General features: G+C 69.4%; 14 protein-coding genes. 1 reads left to right on the forward strand and 13 read right to left on the reverse strand.

Annotated features, from left to right (window positions below; all coding sequences use genetic code 11):
* Window positions 1–24 precede the first annotated feature (24 nt).
* From ABT063_RS02725 to ABT063_RS02765, 9 genes are all read right to left on the reverse strand, one after another.
* Complete coding sequence (locus tag ABT063_RS02725; RefSeq protein WP_502990736.1) at window positions 25–972, reverse strand: carbohydrate ABC transporter permease; 948 nt, start codon at window positions 970–972, stop codon at window positions 25–27.
* Window positions 969–1865, reverse strand: coding sequence for a carbohydrate ABC transporter permease (locus tag ABT063_RS02730; protein ID WP_351055259.1), 897 nt, complete (start codon window positions 1863–1865; stop codon window positions 969–971). The genes ABT063_RS02725 and ABT063_RS02730 overlap by 4 nt, the downstream gene beginning before the upstream one ends.
* The gene (locus tag ABT063_RS02735; RefSeq protein WP_351055260.1) at window positions 1862–3250 is read right to left on the reverse strand and encodes an ABC transporter substrate-binding protein; all 1389 of its coding nucleotides are present in this window, start codon (window positions 3248–3250) and stop codon (window positions 1862–1864) included. The genes ABT063_RS02730 and ABT063_RS02735 overlap by 4 nt, the downstream gene beginning before the upstream one ends.
* Before the next feature lie 411 nt (window positions 3251–3661).
* Complete coding sequence (locus tag ABT063_RS02740; protein ID WP_351055261.1) at window positions 3662–4804, reverse strand: LacI family DNA-binding transcriptional regulator; 1143 nt, start codon at window positions 4802–4804, stop codon at window positions 3662–3664.
* 323 nt (window positions 4805–5127) lie between these two features.
* Entirely contained in the window at window positions 5128–6885 is a 1758-nt protein-coding gene (locus tag ABT063_RS02745; RefSeq protein ID WP_351055262.1) for an MGH1-like glycoside hydrolase domain-containing protein, read from the reverse strand.
* A gap of 52 nt (window positions 6886–6937) precedes the next feature.
* Entirely contained in the window at window positions 6938–7759 is an 822-nt protein-coding gene (locus tag ABT063_RS02750) for a carbohydrate ABC transporter permease (RefSeq protein WP_351055701.1), read from the reverse strand.
* A gap of 11 nt (window positions 7760–7770) precedes the next feature.
* Entirely contained in the window at window positions 7771–8757 is a 987-nt protein-coding gene (locus tag ABT063_RS02755) for a carbohydrate ABC transporter permease (protein WP_351055263.1), read from the reverse strand.
* Window positions 8758–8767: 10 nt separating this feature from the next.
* Entirely contained in the window at window positions 8768–10009 is a 1242-nt protein-coding gene (locus ABT063_RS02760) for a sugar ABC transporter substrate-binding protein (RefSeq protein ID WP_351055264.1), read from the reverse strand.
* 116 nt (window positions 10010–10125) lie between these two features.
* Complete coding sequence (locus ABT063_RS02765) at window positions 10126–11154, reverse strand: LacI family DNA-binding transcriptional regulator (protein WP_351055265.1); 1029 nt, start codon at window positions 11152–11154, stop codon at window positions 10126–10128.
* Between the two features lie 220 nt (window positions 11155–11374).
* Between ABT063_RS02765 and ABT063_RS02770 the strand changes: the two genes are divergently transcribed.
* Window positions 11375–12234, forward strand: a protein-coding gene (locus tag ABT063_RS02770; RefSeq protein WP_502990748.1) for an IS5 family transposase whose coding sequence is annotated in 2 segments (ribosomal slippage) — window positions 11375–11720 and window positions 11720–12234 — 861 coding nt in all. Because the reading frame shifts where the segments join, the coding sequence is not laid out codon by codon here.
* Window positions 12235–12248: 14 nt separating this feature from the next.
* Here ABT063_RS02770 and ABT063_RS02775 read toward each other — a convergent pair.
* The 4 genes from ABT063_RS02775 to ABT063_RS02790 all read right to left on the reverse strand — a co-directional run bounded on the left by ABT063_RS02775 (window position 12249) and on the right by ABT063_RS02790 (window position 17377).
* Window positions 12249–13271 (reverse strand): pentapeptide repeat-containing protein, encoded by a 1023-nt coding sequence (locus ABT063_RS02775; protein ID WP_351055266.1) that lies wholly within the window; start codon window positions 13269–13271, stop codon window positions 12249–12251.
* Window positions 13272–14185: 914 nt separating this feature from the next.
* Window positions 14186–15331 carry a galactonate dehydratase gene (gene dgoD, locus ABT063_RS02780; RefSeq protein ID WP_351055267.1) on the reverse strand — a complete coding sequence of 382 codons (1146 nt, stop codon included), beginning with the start codon at window positions 15329–15331 and terminating at the stop codon, window positions 14186–14188.
* Between the two features lie 235 nt (window positions 15332–15566).
* Window positions 15567–16334, reverse strand: coding sequence for an SDR family NAD(P)-dependent oxidoreductase (locus ABT063_RS02785; RefSeq protein ID WP_351055268.1), 768 nt, complete (start codon window positions 16332–16334; stop codon window positions 15567–15569).
* Window positions 16331–17377 (reverse strand): LacI family DNA-binding transcriptional regulator, encoded by a 1047-nt coding sequence (locus tag ABT063_RS02790; protein WP_351055269.1) that lies wholly within the window; start codon window positions 17375–17377, stop codon window positions 16331–16333. The genes ABT063_RS02785 and ABT063_RS02790 overlap by 4 nt, the downstream gene beginning before the upstream one ends.
* Window positions 17378–17583: the final 206 nt, after the last annotated feature.

The following is a 17583-nucleotide window of genomic DNA, read 5'->3' on the forward strand; positions in this document are numbered from 1 at the left end:
TCCAGAGAAGAGCGAGTGCGGGTGTTACTGCTTGACGCCGCCGGTGGCCAGGCCGCTCTGCCAGTACCGCTGGAGCAGGAGGAAGGCGATGACGAGCGGAATGATCGAGAGCAGGGATCCGGTCACGACGAGCGCGAGCATGTCGCTGCTGGCGCCGGCCCCGCCGTTCTGGGCCTGGGCGGCCCAGGAGGAGAGCCCGACCGTGATGGGGTACAGGCTCGGGTCGTTGAGCATGATCAGCGGCAGGAAGTAGTTGTTCCAGGTCGCGACGAGCGTGAAGAGCACGACGGTGACCAGGCCCGGCGCCAGCAACCGCAGGGCGATCCGGAAGAAGATCCGGGCCTCCCCCGCGCCGTCCATGCGGGCGGCCTCCAGGAGGCTGTCCGGGACGGCGTCCTGCGCGTAGATACGCATGAGGTACAGGCCGAAGGGGCTGACGAGCGAGGGCAGGACGATGGCCCAAGGGGTGTTGACCAGCTCCACCTTCGCGAAGAGCAGATAGGTCGGGATGGCCAGGGCGGTGGTCGGGACCATGATGGCGCCGAGTACGAGGTTGAAGGCGGCGTTGTTGCCGCGGAACCGGAACTTGGCGAAGCCGTACCCCGCCGCGGCCGCCAGGAGCGCGGCCCCGAGCGCGCTGCCGACCGCGTACAGGACGGTGTTGAGCAGCCAGTGCAGGAAGATTCCGTCGTCGTGGGTGAGGGTCTGGCGGATGTTCGTCAGCAGTTGCGGGGCGCGGGAGAACCACAGCCCGAACGTGTTGATCAGATCCTGGGTGCTCTTGGTCGTGGCGACGAGCAGCCACAGCAGCGGCAGGAGGAAGTAGGCCAGGGCGGCCAGCATGACGATCGTCAGCGGGGTGCTGCGGCGACGGGCCGATGACCGGCGCCGGTACCGGGCCGCGGGTATCCGGCGCTTCGTCGTGGTGCCCGGGGCCTTCGGGGTCGTGGCCGTGGGGGTTGTGGTGGTCACGACGTCCTCCTGCGGTTCGCGGTGAGCAGGACGGCGTAGGAGACGACCACGATGACCAGGCCCAGGAGGAAGGAGACCGCCGCCGCGTAGTTGACCTGCTGGCCGGTGAAGGCGAGCGTGTAGGCGTAGAGGTTGGCGGTGTACGAACTGTCGATGACGTCCGGGGCGATGCTCTGGAGCAGCTTCGGCTCGTTGAACAGCTGGAAGCTGCCGATCACGGAGAACAGCAGCGTGAGCATCAGCGCCGGCCTCAGCGCGGGAATCTTGATCGACCAGGCGATCCGCCAGGACCCCGCCCCGTCCAGCGCGGCCGCCTCGTACAGCTCATCGGGGATGGTCCGCAGCGCGGCGTACAGGATGATCATGTTGTAGCCGACGAACTCCCAGGTCACGATGTTCGCCAGGCTGCCGAGCATCCAGCCGTCGCTGAGGAAGTGCCAGGCCGGCAGGTCCAGCTTCTCGCTCAGTTGGGCGAAGGGGCCGAAGTCCGGCCCGTAGAGGTAGCCCCACATGAGCGTGGCGACCACGCTGGGGACGGCGTACGGGACGAAGATGCCCAGCCGGATCACGCGCGCGAGCCGCAGCAGGCCGCTGTCGAGTGCGAGCGCGAAGAGCAGCGCCAGGACCAGCATCAGAGGGACCTGGACCACGAAGAACGTCGCGACCCGCAGAACGCCTTCCCGCAGCAGCGGGTCCTTGACGGCCGTCACATAGTTGTCGAGGCCGACGAACGCCGTCCCGCCGATGAGCCTCTCCTGGAACAGGCTGATGTAGGCGGCATAGGCGAGCGGGGCGAGGAAGAGCAGGAGGAAGAGCACCATGAACGGTGCGACGAAGAGCGGTCCTGCCGTACCGCCCGGGCGGCGGCCGCCACGGAGGACTTGATTCGTCATGGGGCACCCTTGACGGTGAAGCCCTGGCTCTTGGCGTATGTCGTGATCCGCTTCTGCCACTGGTCCAGCGCACCGACGGTGTCGGACTTCTTGGCGAGGGACTTGCCGACGGTCTCGGTCCAGTCCGTCACCACCTGGTCGAGGAACGGCGGCCACTGGAAGTCGGGACTGACCGTGCCACTGACGTCCGCGAACACCTGGTTGACCTTCTGACCGCCGTAGAAGGCGGGCGCGTCACCGACGAAACCGGGGTCCGCGAGCAGCGACTTCGTCGCCGGGAAGAAGGACTGCTTGGTGGCGAAGAGCTTCGCGCTGGCGGGGTCGCTGTTGAGGAACTGTGCGAACTGCGCCGCCGCGATCGGGTTCTCGGTCGCCTTGACGACCGCGCTCGTCGAGCCGCCCCAGTTGCCCGAGCTCGGCTTGGCGGCGTCCCACTGCGGCAGCGGGGCCGCCCGCCACTTGCCCGCGGTGGACTTGGCCGAACCGGAGAGGAAGACCGGCCCCCAGGCCGCGGTGAGCCAGGTGGCGTACTTGCCCTGGTTGAGGCCGGCGTACCAGGCGTCGGTGAAGTCCGGGTCGGCGCTGATGACTCCGTCCTGCGCGAGCCCGCCCCAGTACGCCGCGAGCTTCCTGGACGTCTCGTCGTTGACGTTGACGGAGACGTTGCCCTTGCCGGAGGTCGCGTACGGCTCGGCACCCGCCTGCCAGAGCAAACCGTGCCACGCGGCGGCCTCGTTCCCCGCGAGGTTGGTCAGGTAGATCCTCGGGTTGGCCTTGTGGAGCTTACGGGCCGCGGCGGCGAACTCGTCCCAGGTCTTCGGCGGTTCGATCCCGTACTCGTCGAAGATGTCCTGCCGGTACAGCATGCCCATCGGGCCGGTGTCCTGCGGTATCGCCCAGACCTCGCCGTTCGGGCCGCTGACCTGTCCCCACGTCCAGTCGACGAACGTGTCCTTCAACTCGGCGGCGCCGTACGGTCGCAGGTCCAGCAGGCTGTCCGTGATCGTGAACGTCGGGATGGCCTGGTACTCGATCTGCACCACGTCCGGCGCGCCCTTGCCGGCCTTGAGCGCCGTGCGCAGCTTCGTGTAGTGCGCGACGCCCTGGCCGGCGTTGACGACCTTGACCTTGATGGCCGGGTACTTCTTCTGGAAGAGCGCGACCTCCTGCTGGATGTCCGGGACCCACGTCCAGAACGTCAGCTCGGTCGGCGTCTTCATCGCCTTGTCGATGTCGGCCTGGCTGACCGGCTTGGCGGAAGCGGAGGAACCGCCGGTGCCGCCACCGCCGCACGCGGACAGCGCGGTGCTCAGCGACACGGCTCCCGCGGCGGTGAGAAGGGTCCGACGGCCTATGTGGGCGTGGCTGGTGAAGGATCTGGGCATGGTGAACTCCCGCCATGGGCGAAGGCGACGGCGCGCCTGGCGACGGCGCGCGGATCAGGGATGAGGAGGGAAAGAGGGGAAGCGTGGCTGCGGCTACTGAGGCATCTGGGGCATCGAGGTCGGCACGTTCGGGTGCACGTCCTCGCGGACTGCGACCGGCGCACGCCACGCGAGCCGGCCCGATGCGGGGCCTCTGCCGTAAGGGTGTGGCACGGAGCGGAGAACGGTGCGGCGCCCTGACTCAGGGGCCGCTGACAGAGCGCCGCCCGCGCCCCGAGGTCTTCGTCCGGGGCGGCGGGAGCGCGGTCGGTGGGGACAGAACCGAACGAACCGAGCAGTTGCTGGTGCGGCGACCTGCCCCGGGATCATGGCCCGGCCACGGGCGGTGTGTCTCGGGCCGGTCTGCGCTGATCAGAGGCGGGTGGGTGGACCTTGGTCCGAGTGCGGAGGTTCGTGGGGGCCGCCACGGGGACGGGAGGTCACGCGTCGCTCACGTCCCGGGATCGTCTGGGGCGGCGGGGGCGCGGTCGAGGTGCGGACGACGAGCTCGACCGGTGGGTCGCTCGCCAGTAAAGGTTCTGCGTGCGGGTTCTCGATGGCATGCACGAGGAGCTTGAGTCCCGTTTGCGCCACGGCGTCGAAGGGCTGACGCACCGTGGTCAAGGGAGGGTTCACGTAGGCGGCGACCGGGATGTCGTCGAAGCCGACGACGCTCACGTCGTCCGGCACGCGCCGGCCGGCTTCCGTCAGCGCGCGGACCAGACCGATGGCCATGTCGTCGTTCGCGGCGAACACCGCGGTCACGTCGTGGTCGGAGGCCAGTTCGCGGCCTGCCGCGTACCCCGACGAGGCCGACCAGTCGCCCTCGACGACAGGCGGTTCATCTCTGCCGTGTGCCGCCAGTGCCGCTCGCCATCCCTCCAGCCGGTCCCTGGCGGCGAACCACCGCCGTGGGCCGGCCAGATGATGAACGGTCACGTGTCCCAGGTCGAGCAGATGCTCGGTGGCGGCCCGTGCGAGCAGGTCGGCGCCGACGCCTGCGGTCACCACCCGGGGCCCGGCGAAGGCGGGTGGCGCGCCGAGGACGAGGACCGGGACGTCGACATGGATGGAGACTTCTCCTTCGTCGATGCCCTCGTCGATCGGCTCGGAGATGACGATGCCGTCCACGCCCTGTTCGAGCAGTGACTCCACGGCACCGGCTATACCGCCCGGGTCGCCTTCCAGCGTGTTGACGACACGGAGCGCGTATCCCGTGTCCCGGGCGGCCCGCTCGATGCCCATGAGCAGGGAGGCGGGCCCGTACAAGGCCGTTCCCAGCGTCACCACACCGATGGAACGCGTCCGTCCGGAGGCCAGCGCCCGGGCCGCGTTGTTCAGCCGGTAGCCGAGCTCTTCAGCGGCTTCGAGCACACGTCGGCGTACTTCGGCGGAGACGTACTGCTCGTCGTTGAAGACCCGCGACACCGTCTTCTGCGACACCCCCGCCAGCCGGGCCACATCCACACTGCGCGGCGCGGCGGAACTCCCGCCCCGTCCTACCGGTCGCGTCATGGCATCTCCTGATGGCCGCTTGCTGGATCTCCGATGATCTCAGCCGTATGACTGCGCTGTCATGTCTACGCAGTCATACGCCGCGCGTCAAGAGGTTGGAACGCATCCGTAACAGCACCCGCAGTTCGGCACCGGCAGCCACGCACTGCCGGTGCCGGTCGCATCAACACCGGCCGCGCCGGCGCCCCGGCCACACCGCTGCGCGAGCCCGCCTTGTCCGCTCCATCGCTCGCGCGTCCAGGCAGTGATCTTCGCCTACGATCTCGGGCCCGCCCGGCCCCACGCCGACCGAGTGGGTGGGGCCGCCGCGTCCACGTCGTCTCTCATCCTCCAGTCGGTACGGCAGGTGCGGCATGCCGGAGTTCGTACGCCTCGGCGAGGAGAAGGTATCCGCTGGCGGTCCAGGTGTAGGCGCGGTCGCGCAGACCGGTGCCGGTGAGGGCGTCGAAGTTCTCGGCGAAGCCGTGTGTTTCGCACAGGGCCCGGAAGCGGGCGCTGATCTCGTCGGCGAGGCGGTGGTGGCCGGCGCGGCGCAGGCCGTCCTCGACGAGGACGGTGGCGGGTGCCCAGATGGGGCCGCGCCAGTAGCCGTCGGGGCGGTAGTGCGGTGAGGTGGGCAGTTCGGTGGCCAGTCCATACGGGGTCAGGTGGGCCTCGATCCGGGCGGCCAGGGTCTTTGCGACGTTCTCGGGCAGATGCTCGCCCAACGCGATGGGCATCAGGTCGAGCAGGCTGGAGCTGCTCCAGGTGTCGCCGCCGTCGGCGCCCCGGGCGACGAACCGCTCCCCCGTCCACAGCTCGTCGAGCAGGGCCGCCTGGGTCGCCTCCGCGGTGCGCGTCCAGTCGCGGGCGTCGTCGGTGCGACCGAGTTCCGTTGCCAGGGCGGCGAGTTCGCGCAGTTGCAGGACGAGGAACGCGGCCAGGTCGGCGGTGACGACCACGCGCTCGGGGTCGAAGGTCGTGGCGTTGTCCCAGCCACTGTCGTTGCCGTGCTGGTAGTGGGGCAGGGCGGCGTCCGGTGCGCGGCGCACGGTGAGCCAGAAGTCCGTCCAGCGTCTCAACCGGTCGTAGGTGTCGGCGAGTTCGATGCAGTCGAGGGGTTCAGGCAGGCGTCTGCGCAGGTGGGAGAGGGTCCAGCCGTGGATGGGGGGTTTGACGAAGTTGTGCAGGACCTCCGAGTGGGTCACCGAGTCGGGCAGGGCCCCGCTCTCGTCCTGGTGGTCGAACGGCAGCGAGAACTGGTCCCACGCCAGCGCGGGCGTTCCCGGCGCCAGGGCGAGGGCGTTGAAGCAGTGGTCCCAGCTCCAGACCTTGTCCATCCAGTGCTTGGACATCAGCACCGCCGGCCGGGTGACGAGTCCCGCCGGGTCGACCGTCGCCGACCACAGGACGTACGCGGCGAGTTCGGCGGCCGGCGTACGGGAGGAGCGCCAGGGGGCCACCGCGTCGGCGAAGGCGGCGAAGGCCCGCTCCGCCGCCGCTACGACCTCGCCGAACGTCGTCCCGGCGAGGTAGGGGCGGCGTCCGGTGTCGAACTCCTCGATGGCGGCTTCCCAGGTTCCGCCGGCGTCCGCGGTGATCGTCAGGCCGCGGTCGGCACTGCCCAGGGCCTGGCTGCCGGAGGTCTCACGCACGACACCCGACAGGGCGGTGACCCGGTAGCGGCGCCCGGTCTCGTACGAGGTGAACACATGCGCTCCGTCCGCCGGGTCGCGGAAGAAGTAGGTGCCCGTGAACGGCGTCAGGGTCTGTGCCGCCGCGCCGATGTGCAGGCCCGGCCCTGCCCCGCGCAGGCGTACGGTGTCCGGCGCCTGGTAGGCGAGGTCGATGCGCCCGCTCTCGTGGTTCCAGGTGAGCAGACTCGGTGTCGCCGAGACTCGGGTCTCGGCCCGGACGCCCGTCGTGGCGTCGAGCGGTACGAAGCGCAGGACCCCGTGCATACCGTTCTGGTGGGAGACCAGGTGAAGGTCTTCGGCGTACGTCTTCTCCGCCAGGACCGGGGAGATGTCGAACCAGGAACCGTGTGTGCTGAACGGGATGTCGTGCAGGGAGAAGGCCGGGCCGGACGGTGCGGCGGTCATGAGGGATTACTCGTTTCTTGAGCAGGGGTCATCAGTCGTCTGCCGGAGGAGGTCAGTCCTTCACGGCTCCGGCGGTCACGCCGGCGGCGACGTAACGCTGGGCGGGGACGAGGATCACCGCGGCGGGCAGCGAGGCCACGACGGCGGTGGCCATGATGGCGTTCCACTCCTGATTGTTGTTGCCGATGTACTGGTAGATGCCGAGGGTGATCGGCTCGTGTGCGCCGCCGCCCGCGAGTGTGCTGGCGAAGACGAAGTCCGACCAGGACCACAGGAACGCGAACAGCGACACGGTGACGACGGCGTTGCGGCTCATGGGCAGCACGATCGACCAGAACGTGCGCAGGGGCCCTGCTCCGTCCGTCTTCGCCGCCTGGAGCAGTTCGCCGGGGATGCCGGACATGAAAGCCGTGAAGATCAGCACCGCGAAGGGGACGGCCAGCGTGGAGTCGGCGACGATCAGGCCGGGCACCGACTGGAGCAGTCCGAGGCTGAGATAAATGGCGTAGAAGCCCATCGCCATGATGATGCCGGGGATCATCTGGGCGACCAGGAAGAGGAAGCTGAGCACACCGCCGCCGCGCGGGCGCAGTTTGGCCAGCGCGTAGCCGGCGGGTGCGGCCAGCGCCACCGTGAGGACGACGGTGCCCAGGCCGATGACGAGGCTGGTACCGAGATAGGGCAACTGCTGGTCCAGGACGGCCCGGTAGCCCTCCAGAGTGCCGTGCGCGGGGAACAGACCCGGCGGGCTCTTGCGCATGTCCTGGTCGCGGGTGAAGGACACGTTGAGCATCCAGTAGACCGGGAAGAGCATGACCGCGGTCAGCAGGAGGCCCGAAGCCGTCTTCCACCACGTACGGTTGCGTCGGTCCATGGCGGTTCCGGTCACGACAGTGCCTGCTTTCGCTGGACCCTCAGATACACCAGACCGAAGGCGAGAGCGGCGACGACGAGCAGGTTCCCGACGGCCGCGCCGGGGCCGAAGGCGGGCAGCAGGTTGCCGAAGCCGAGCCGGTAGGACCAGGTGGCGAAGGTGGTGGACGAGTCGGCCGGGCCGCCCTTGGTCATGATCCAGATGATGTCGAAGACCTTGAGCGTGTAGACGAGCCCCAGTAGCAGGGTGATGGCGGAGACCGGACGCAGCAGCGGGAAGGTGATGTGCCAGAAGCGCTGCCAGGCGTTCGCGCCGTCGAGGGCGGCCGCTTCGTAGAGGCTGCTGGGGATCGACTGCAGGCCGCTGTAGAGCACGACCAGGTTGAACGGGACGCCGATCCAGATGTTGGCGATGATCACCGAGGTGAGTGACCACGACGGTGAGGTCAACCAGCTCACCGAGTCGATGCCGACGGCGTTCAGCGCGGCGTTGACGACGCCCGATTCGCTGTTGAGCATCCACGACCAGGTGGAGGCCGACACGATCAGCGGCAGCAGCCACGGTACGAGGAACAGGGCGCGCAGGGTCGCTGAGAGCCGGAAGTGCTGGTTGAAGAAGACCGCCAGGGCCAGGCCGATGGCGTACTGGAAGAACAGGCAGACGGCGGTGAACACCACGGTGTGCACCAGTGCCGGGCCGAATGTCGGGTCGTCGAAGAGGGTCCGGTAGTTGGCGAGGCCGGTGAAGGGCGCGTCGCCCTGGACGAAGGAACGGACGGTGTAGTTGCGCAGGCTCAGGTCGAGGTTGCGGTACAGCGGATAGGCGTAGAAGAGGATGAGGTAGAGGGTGACAGGGGTGAGGAAGGCCCAGGCCGCCCACTGTCGGGAGGCCGGGCGGCGGAGCCGTGGCGCGGGGCGGGCCGGGAGCGGGGCGGCTGCGGCCGCCCCCTTCCGGTCGAGCACGCGCCGGCGTTCGGGCGGGTGCGTCGTCTGTTTCATCGGGCCCACGTCACTCGACCGCGCTCTGCGCCGAAGTGAGGGCTTCCTTCGGTGACTTGGCCCCGCTGAGAGACGACTGGACCGCCTTCCACATCTGCTCGGAGATCTTGGGGTACTTGGTGCCGAGGTCGTCGCTGGTGCGTCCCTTGGCCGCCTTGACCGCCTCGACCCAGGGCTTCAACTCGGCGTTGGCCGCGATCTGCTTGTCCTGGACCTCGGCGGTGGGGGCCACGTAGGACAGGGTGGTGTCGGTGGCGTAGAGGTTCTCGGTGCTGGTCAGGCAGGTCACCAGCTTCTGCGCGGTGGCGTAGCGGCCGGTGTCGCCCTGGACCGGGACGGTGACGAACTCGCCGCCGGTCGGGGCCGCGGCGTTGCCCCCGCCGGAGGCCGGTATGGGCAGGACGCCGTAGTCGAAGCCGGCCTTCTCGGCGTTGGCGAGCTGCCAGGTGCCGTTCTCGGCGAAGGCGTAGTCGCCGCTCGCGAACTCCTGCCAGCTGGTGGTCTGGGTGTTGTTGATGACCGAGTTGGGCGCGTAGCCCTTCTTCAGCCAGTCGGTCCACAGCGACAGCGCCGAAGCGGCCTGGGTGGAGTCGAGTTCGGTGAGCTTCGCGCCCGAGCCCCAGAACCACGGCAGGAACTGGAAGCTGCCCTCCTCGGTGCCGATCGCGGAGAAGGTGATGCCCTTCTTACCCGCCTTCTTCACCTTGTCCAGCGCCGCCGTCAGCGACTTCCAGTCCTTGATCGAGGCGACGTCGACGCCCGCGGCCTTGAGGACGTCCTTGTTGTAGTAGAGGGCGAGGGTGTTGGCGCCGATCGGGGTGCCGTACGTCTTCCCGCCCGACTGGCCGGCCGCGAGCAGGTTGGGGTCGGCCTTCGAGGTGTCCAGCTCGGTGTCGTCCGTGGTGGTGAGGACTCCGGCCTCCGCCAGGGTCGACACCACGGGGTTGTCGACGATGAGCACGTCCGGCGAGTTGTCCTGCTGTGCCGCGAGGAGTGCCTTGTTCGTCAGGTCGCTGGTGTCGAACGCGGTCCGCTTGATCTTCACGCCGGCCTCGCTGCCGCAGCCGTCCAGCAGCTTGGCCCACGCCGAGTCCTTGGCGAACTGCGGGTAGGGGTCCCAGATGGTGTAGGTCCCGCTGTCCTCGCCCTTCGCGGACGAGCTGCCGTCGGACGAGCATGCGGTGATACCGGTGGCGAGGGCGACGACGGTCAGTGTCGCGGCGGTGAGCCGCCGTCCGGTGGTTCTGTTCATGGTGCGTTCCTTTTGATCTCGGCAAGGCATGCCGAAGACGGGCATGCCGCGGAAGCGGGCGGGAGGCGGCCGGGCGAGTGGCCCGGTGAAAGAACGGCGGTTTGTGCGGGAGTGGATCAGGCGACGGAGCCGGAACCGGGGTGCGCGGGGCCGGTACTGGCGCGCAGGGAGATGGGCGGCGCAAGGAGGTGGTGGCGGGGGGTCGCGTCGGGGTGGTCGAGCCGCTCGACGAGCAGTTCGACGGCGAGGCGCCCCATCTGCTCCGCCGGTACGTCCGCCGCGGTGAGCTGCGGGGTCACCGTCTCCGCCCACCGACCGGCCACGACCCCCGTGACGGAGAAATCGCGCGGTACGTGGCGGCCCGCCACGGCCAGGCCCCGGTACAGACCGCCGAGCGCGGCCTCGTTCAGGGTGACCAGCGCCGTGGTGGCCGGGTCGTCGTGCAGGATCCGTTCGAGGCATGCCTGCCCCGAGGGAGCGTCGTCGCCGCAGCAGTACGTGCGTACGGTGAGCCCGCGCTCGGCCGCGGCCTTGGTGAAGCCGTCGAGGCCACGGTGTGCCGACTCGTAGCCGGCGCGCAGCAGGTGCTCGGGTCGGTTCACGAAGGCGATCCTGCGATGCCCCAGGTCTGCGAGGTGGTGGACGCACGCCTCCACCAGCGCGGTGTGATCCAGCCCGACCCACCAGTCGCCGTCCGGGTGCGCGGTGCGGCCGATGCAGACGGCGGGGAAGTTCTCAGCGACGAGGTGGTCGACCCGGTCGTCCTGGAGCCTGATCTCCATCAGGATCGCGCCGTCGACCCGCCGCTCGCCCAGCAGCCGCTGGAACGAGCGGTCGCTGTCCACGCCGCTCGGCGAGAGCAGCACGTCGTAGTCGTAGGCCGCCGCGGCCTCCACCACGCTGCCGATGAAGTCCAGCTGCATTCCGGTGTAGTGGTTGCCGGCCGGCGGGAAGACCAGACCGAGGGTGCTGGTCCGGCCGTTGGCCAGGGCCCGGGCGCTCGCGTTGGGCCGGTAGCCCAGTTCGTCGATGACCTGTTGGATCTTGCGACGGGTCTCCTCCGAGACCGAGCGCTTGCCGCTGAGGGCGTAGGACACGGTGCTCCGCGAGACACCGGCCCGCTTGGCGATCTCACCGATGTTCACGGCCACTCCTTCATCGAACCGGTTCGAGAGCGAGTCGGTTGTCGAACCGGTTCGCTGGGAGGGAAGTTAGGAGCGGTCGGAGCGGCTGTCAACACTTCGCGCACACTTCCGGGAAACCACTGTTCAATCCGTGTCGGAGGTATTGCTGGCGCGTTTTCGTCGGTGCTAGCTTCCGGCGAACCGGTTCGACAAAGCCGCACAAGCCCCCGCCTGCCCCCGGATCGGGCCGCGAGATCCAGGGCCTGCTGACGCGCAGTGGGCGCGGATCGAGCCGTTGCTCCCTGACCGGACGCCGAAGCGGGGTGGCCGGTGGCGGGACCACCGCGAGGTGATCGATGCGATCGCCTGGAAGTTCCAGACCGGATCGCAGTGGGTCCACTTGCCCGAGAAGTACGGCAACTGGCGGGGTGTCTACAACCGGCTTCGTATGTGGGCCGTCGACGGAACCTGGGAGCGGGTGTTCACCGCGCTCATGGCCCAGGCGGACGCCGACGAGGACCTGAACTGGGCTGTCTCGGTGGACTCCACGATCGTGCGTGCCCACCAGCACGCAGCCGGGGCCCGCAAAAGGGGGCCCCGGCCGGGGAGCCGGACGACCATGCCATCGGCCGGTCCCGGGGCGGACTGACCACGAAGGTTCACCTCGCAGCCGATGCCCACTGCCGGCCCCTCGCCTTCGTTCTCACCGCCGGACAGGCCGGCGACGCGCCCGCCTTCGCGCACGTGATGGCGGGCTTGCGCGTTCCCCGTCGACGCGGACGGCCCCGCACCAGGCCGGACGTGGTCCTGGCCGACAAGGCGTACTCATCGCGCGCCATCCGTGAGCACTTGCGCAAGCGCGGTATCCGGGCGGTGATCCCCGTTCCGGCGGACCAGCGGGGCCACCGACTGCGTCGCGGCAGCCGAGGCGGCAGACCACCCGCTTTCGACCGAGAGGCTTACAAGCAGCGCAACACGGTCGAGCGGTGCATCAACCGCTTGAAGCAGTGGCGCGGAATCGCCACCCGCTACGAGAAGACCGCGACCATTTACCTGGCAGGACTGCACGTCGCGGGCATCTTCCTCTGGTCCGCCCAATGATCAAACGAAACGCCCTAGCCCTCCTGCGGGAGCCCCCGCGCGCCGGTCCGCTTGGCGCCCTTCAGTTTCGCATCGGTCAGCTTGGCGCCACGGAAGTCCGCATTTGTCAGGTCCGCGTTGCTCAGGTTCGAGCGAGCAAGGTCCGCGCCACGAAGATCTGCGCTGGCCAACAACGCGTTGCGAAGGTCCGCGTCGCTGATCTTGGCATTTCGAAGATCCGCATCCTCAAGCGAGGCGTACTGCAGGTCCACACAGTTGTATCGCCCTAGCAGGTCGCCGGTCTCCACGTCGAACGATTCCTCCGCACATCCCATGTCCGCTCGGCGAAGATCCGCGCCCACTAGGGACGTTCTGGGGAGGCTTGCCCCACTCATATCCGCACCCCGGAGATTCGCCCTATCGAGGTCAGCAAGTTCCAGGTTCGCCTTGTGCAACGTCGCCTTGTGCAGGTCCGCGCCGATCAGAGAGGCCGCGCGGAGATCCGCGTCGGTCAGATCCACCCCGGGGAGCTTGATGGGTGCCCTTTCAGTGAAGCGGAGGCCACGCAGGTCGGTTTTGCTCAGGTCGATGACCGTGCCTCTGTCGCGGTCGGGGCGGCGATGGGCCAGCGTGGCGATCGCTGCCCGGACATCCGCCTCCGGAGTGGGAATTTCCTCGGGGTCACGCGGTTCTTTCAGGCTGTCTGCGCTCGACTGGACATCCGGCTCCACAGTGGGAATCACCTGCGGTTCTTTCAGGCTGTCGGCGCTCGACCCGGCGTGCCGTTGTGCGAACGCGGCCAGTACGGAAACGACCGTCGGATGGTCGCGGGCGGAGTCCTGCATGATGCGCTGCAGGGCGTAGATGCCGCCCAGTCGGATGTCCAGGGACTGCGATCCCAAATTATCGACCGCGGCGTTGAACCGGCTGGTGATCTGTCCGTGCTCGGAGATGCGTAGTTCCTTGCTGGCTTGTCCGACCTGCATCCAGGTGAACAGCAGCGCGCCCAGAGCGGCGAGCCCCGGCAGGCTGACCGCGATCAGACCGACCCACTGCATCCGGTCCCGGCCCTCAAACCTGGGCGCCGTCGATCGGCCGTGGTGTCGACGCCGCCGAGCGTGACGGCGACGAGCGATACGGCGAAGCCCATCGACGCTCAGTTTCCCAGCCACCTGCACATCGCATCCCGCAGGCCCGAGCGTCAGCAACTCTCACTGCTCCAACTGGACCACTACCAAGTTCCGCCCGGTGATCCAAACGACAGGCCCTAGCCGACGCCGACCCGGCATTGCCGAACGCGGGCGGCCGCCCGGCCCTCCGGAGTTCCCTGATCGCCGAGGGAAACGCGCGTTCCCGTCGCCCACTCGTTCTCTCAAGCGGGCGCGGACGCCTGCTCCCGCAGGACCGGGAAGACCACGTCGGCGCGCGTGCCCTTGCCCGGCGTGCTGTCGAGTTCGATGCGCGCCTGATGGACCTCGGCACGGGCATGTAGGACGTCATCACCACGACCGGCACCACGGTGCCCACCGCCGCGATCGAACAGCTGCTGTTCACCGAAGACTGGCTCACGGGGGTGCGCTCGAAGGCGAACGACACCATCAGCGACCGGGCCTCCCGGCGTACGAGGACGCCTTCGTCCTCTCGGGTGGCGGCGAGCTCCACCGCGACGCCCACGCTGCTGCCGTCACCAACCTCCTGCGCAGCGCAGCTCTCGGCATTCTCGCCTCGTCACCCCGATCATGATCCGAAAATCGTGTCCGGGACGCACGTAGTCAGTGGCATCGGCCTCGAACGGCCTGTAGTCGCAGACGAGTTCGGCGACAGGACACCGTCGACGCACCCCCTCCCCTCATGTGTGTGCCGGCGACCGGCCTTCTCGCAGCGTCCTCGACCGCGGTCCCGGGACCTGATGGGCGGACCCCCCGGGGCCGGACTCGGCTTCACGTGACCGTCCGGGCGGGCCTGTCCCGAACTACCAGGAGGCCAGTGAGCCGTCCGTGTTGCGCCAGACCGGATTGCGCCAGCGATGGCCGCGTTCGGCGGCGGCCCGGACCGCGTCCTCGTCGATGGTGATGCCGAGACCGGGTGCGGTCGGGCGGTCGATGTAGCCGTCGCGGAATGTGAAGGGCGTCGTGTCGGCGAGGTAGTCCAGCAGTCCGCTGCTGTCGCCGTAGCCGATGCCCAGCGCCTGTTCCTGGATGAGGAAGTTGGGGATCGCGAAGTCGAGTTGCAGACTGGCCGCGAGGGCGATCGGGCCGAGCGGGCAGTGCGGGGCCACCAGGACGTCGTACGCCTCGGCCATCGCGGCGATCCGGCGGGACTCGGAGATTCCGCCGGCGTGGCTGATGTCGGGCTGGGCCACGGCGATGCCGTCGGAGAGCACGGAGCGGAAGTCCCAGCGGGAGTAGAGCCGTTCGCCGGTGGCGATGGGGATGGAGGTGGAGCGCACCACGGCGCCGAGGTCCTGGGAGAACTCCGGCAGCACGGGCTCTTCGACGAAGAGCGGCAGGAGCGGCTCCAGCAGGGGCAGGACGCGGCGGGACATCGCCCCGCTGAACCGGCCGTGGAAGTCCAGCGCCAGGTCGCGCTCCGGCCCGATGGCCTCGCGGACCGCGGTCACCCCGTCCACGATGGCGTTGATCGCGGCGGGCGTGGCGAGCGGCTCCAGCTGGCCGCAGGGGTTCAGCTTGACCGCCGTCATGCCCTTGGCGACCTGCGCGGCCGCCGACTCGGCCAGTTCCTCGGGGGTTTCGCCGCCGACCCAGCCGTAGACGCGCACCCGGTCGCGCACGTGGCCGCCGAGGAGCTGGTGGACCGGGACGCCGTGGGTCTTGCCCGCGATGTCCCACAGCGCCTGGTCGATGCCGGCCAGGGCGCTGTTCAGGACGACGCCGCCGCGGTAGAAGCCGCTCTTGGCGAGCACCTGCCAGTGCTCCTCGATCCGTGCCGGGTCCTGGCCGACCAGGTAGTCGAACATCTCCTCGACACAGCGGGCGACGGTCTGGGCCTTGCCCTCGACTATGGGCTCGCCCCAGCCGGAGATGCCCTCGTCGGTGTCGACGCGCAGGAAGAGCCAGCGCGGTTCGACGAGGAAGAGCTCGTATCCAGTGATCTTCATTGGGGTGGACCTCCGGGTCTTGTGCTGTGTACCGCTGGGCGGGCCTGGGCGAGACAGCGGGCGGGTGAGTCGGTGCGGTTGGGGCGGGTGAGAGGAGCTGCCCGCAACGGGGAAGAGAGGCGAGCTGTGAGGAAGGGTCTGCTGGACGGGACGCCTGCGGACGCGGCCCACTGGGATGCGGAGGCCGGGTCGTGCCTGGAGCGGGCAGGGGTCCCACCGGGAACGGGCGGGCGGACTACTCCTGGGAGCTGATGCTGCGGCCACCGTCCACGAGGAGGTTCTGGCCGGTGATGAAGGAGGCGTCCTCGGAGGCGAAGAAGGCCACGGCGGCGGCGATGTCCTCGGGGGCCCCGAGTCGGCCGACGGGGGTGCGTGCGATGGTCTGCGCCTTGTATTCCGGGGGTGCCTCGGCCCACAGGGCGGTGGCCACGGCCCCGGGCAGGACGGAGTTGAACCTGATCTGCCCGGCGTACTCGACGGCGAGCTGTCGTACGAGGGCGTCGATCCCGCCCTTGGCCGCCGCGTACGCGGGGAAGCCCTTGAAGCCGATGACCGCGTGCACGGACGAGGTGATCACCACCGCGCCCCTGGCCGTCCTGAGCAGGGGCACAGTGGCCCGGACACCGTAGAAGACGGAGTCGAGGCAGAGCCGCAGCTGGTCGTGCCAGGCGGCGTCGTCGAGTTCGTGTGCCGCGCCGGGCAGGTTGCGGCCGGCGTTGAGGTGCAGCACGTCTAGGCGCCCGGTCCAGGACTCCGCCTCGGCGACGGCCGCGGTCCACTGACCCGGCGAGGTGACGTCGAGGCGCTGGTCCCGCGCCCGCCCTCCTGCGGCGCGGATCTCCTCGGCGACGCGATGGGCGGCCTTGGCGTCCACGTCGGTGACGAGGACGGACGCTCCCTCCGCCGCCAACCGGCGGGCGGTGGCCGCCCCGATGCCGGAGGCGGCCGCGGTGAGCAGGGCCGTACGGCCCGTGAAACGTGCCGGTGCGGCGGTGACGGTCATGGCGTTCCTCCTGGTCCCGGTCCGGCCGTGGAGCCGCGCAGCACCAGCCGCGGCTCGGTCGGTACGACGACGTCTCCCACCGGGGTGCCCTCGATGGTGGCCACCAGGGCGTCCACGGCCGCGGTCCCCAGCTCGTACAGGGGCATCGCCACGGTGGTCAGCGGAGGATGGAGGTGCGCGGCCATGGGCAGGTCGTCATTGCCGACCACGGAGACGTCCTCCGGGATCCTCAGGCCGAGCTCCCGGATCGCGGCCATGGCACCGATCGCCTGGGCGAGCGAGCTGGTGTAGAGGGCGGTGACCGGCGGGCGCTCGCCACCGTCGGTAGGGCGCAGCAGTTCCCGCGCCGCGAAGCCGCCGCCGTCCTCGGTGAAGTCCCCGGAGGCAACCGGAGCCGCATCCAGCCCGAGTACGTCGGCGTGGCGCAGGAACGTCTCCTTGCGGACCTCGCTGGGCGTGATCCCGGGCGGACCCGCGATGTGGCCGACCGCGCGGTGACCGAGGCGGTGCAGGTGGTCGAGCGCGGTCACGCTGGAGCGGGCGACGTCCATCGTGATGTTGCGGCCGGATCCCGGCACGGAGCGGTTGAGGAAGACGTGGGGGACCGGGCTGCGGCTCAGGGTGTCCAGCAGGGGGTGGCCGGGGCGGGCCGAGGCGATGAGCAGCCCGTCGACCCTGCCCTCCTGCACCAGGTCGTTGAAGGAGTCGTCGGCTTCCTGCCCGTCGAAGTCCTCGGCCAGCAGGGAGAGATAGCCGAGCTGACGGGCGCGCTGGTAGGCGCCGCGAGCGATGGTGACGTACGTGGGGTTGCCGAGGGCGGGGACCAGCAGGGCCAGTACATGCGTGCTGGCGCCGGCCAGCGCCCGGGCCCCGGAATGAGGCCGGTAGCCGAGTGCCTCGGCGGCCTCAAGGACGCGTCGGCGTGTCTCCGGCCGCACGGACAGGTCCTGCCGGCCGTTGAGCAGCTTGGACACGGTGGCCTTGGAGACTCCGGCCTTCTCCGCCACGTCCACCAGCCTCGCCCTCACGGGCTGTTCCGGCATGTGGGTCCTCCTTCCCGGTCGGCGCCAGGGGCCGCTCGGCATGTGCGGCGGTGGCGCGTTCTGATCTCTTGGCGACCTCTTGACACCTTCTGGCGCTGGAACCTAACGTTCGCCGAAGTTCGAGTCAACCGGTTTCCTCAGACGGAAATAAGCGATACGTCTGTGCAGAGCCGTAGAAACCGGTCCATTTGAACGCAGCAATGTCA

It is taken from the genome of Streptomyces sp. NPDC002838 (genome assembly GCF_040295365.1).
Lineage (GTDB): Bacteria > Actinomycetota > Actinomycetes > Streptomycetales > Streptomycetaceae > Streptomyces.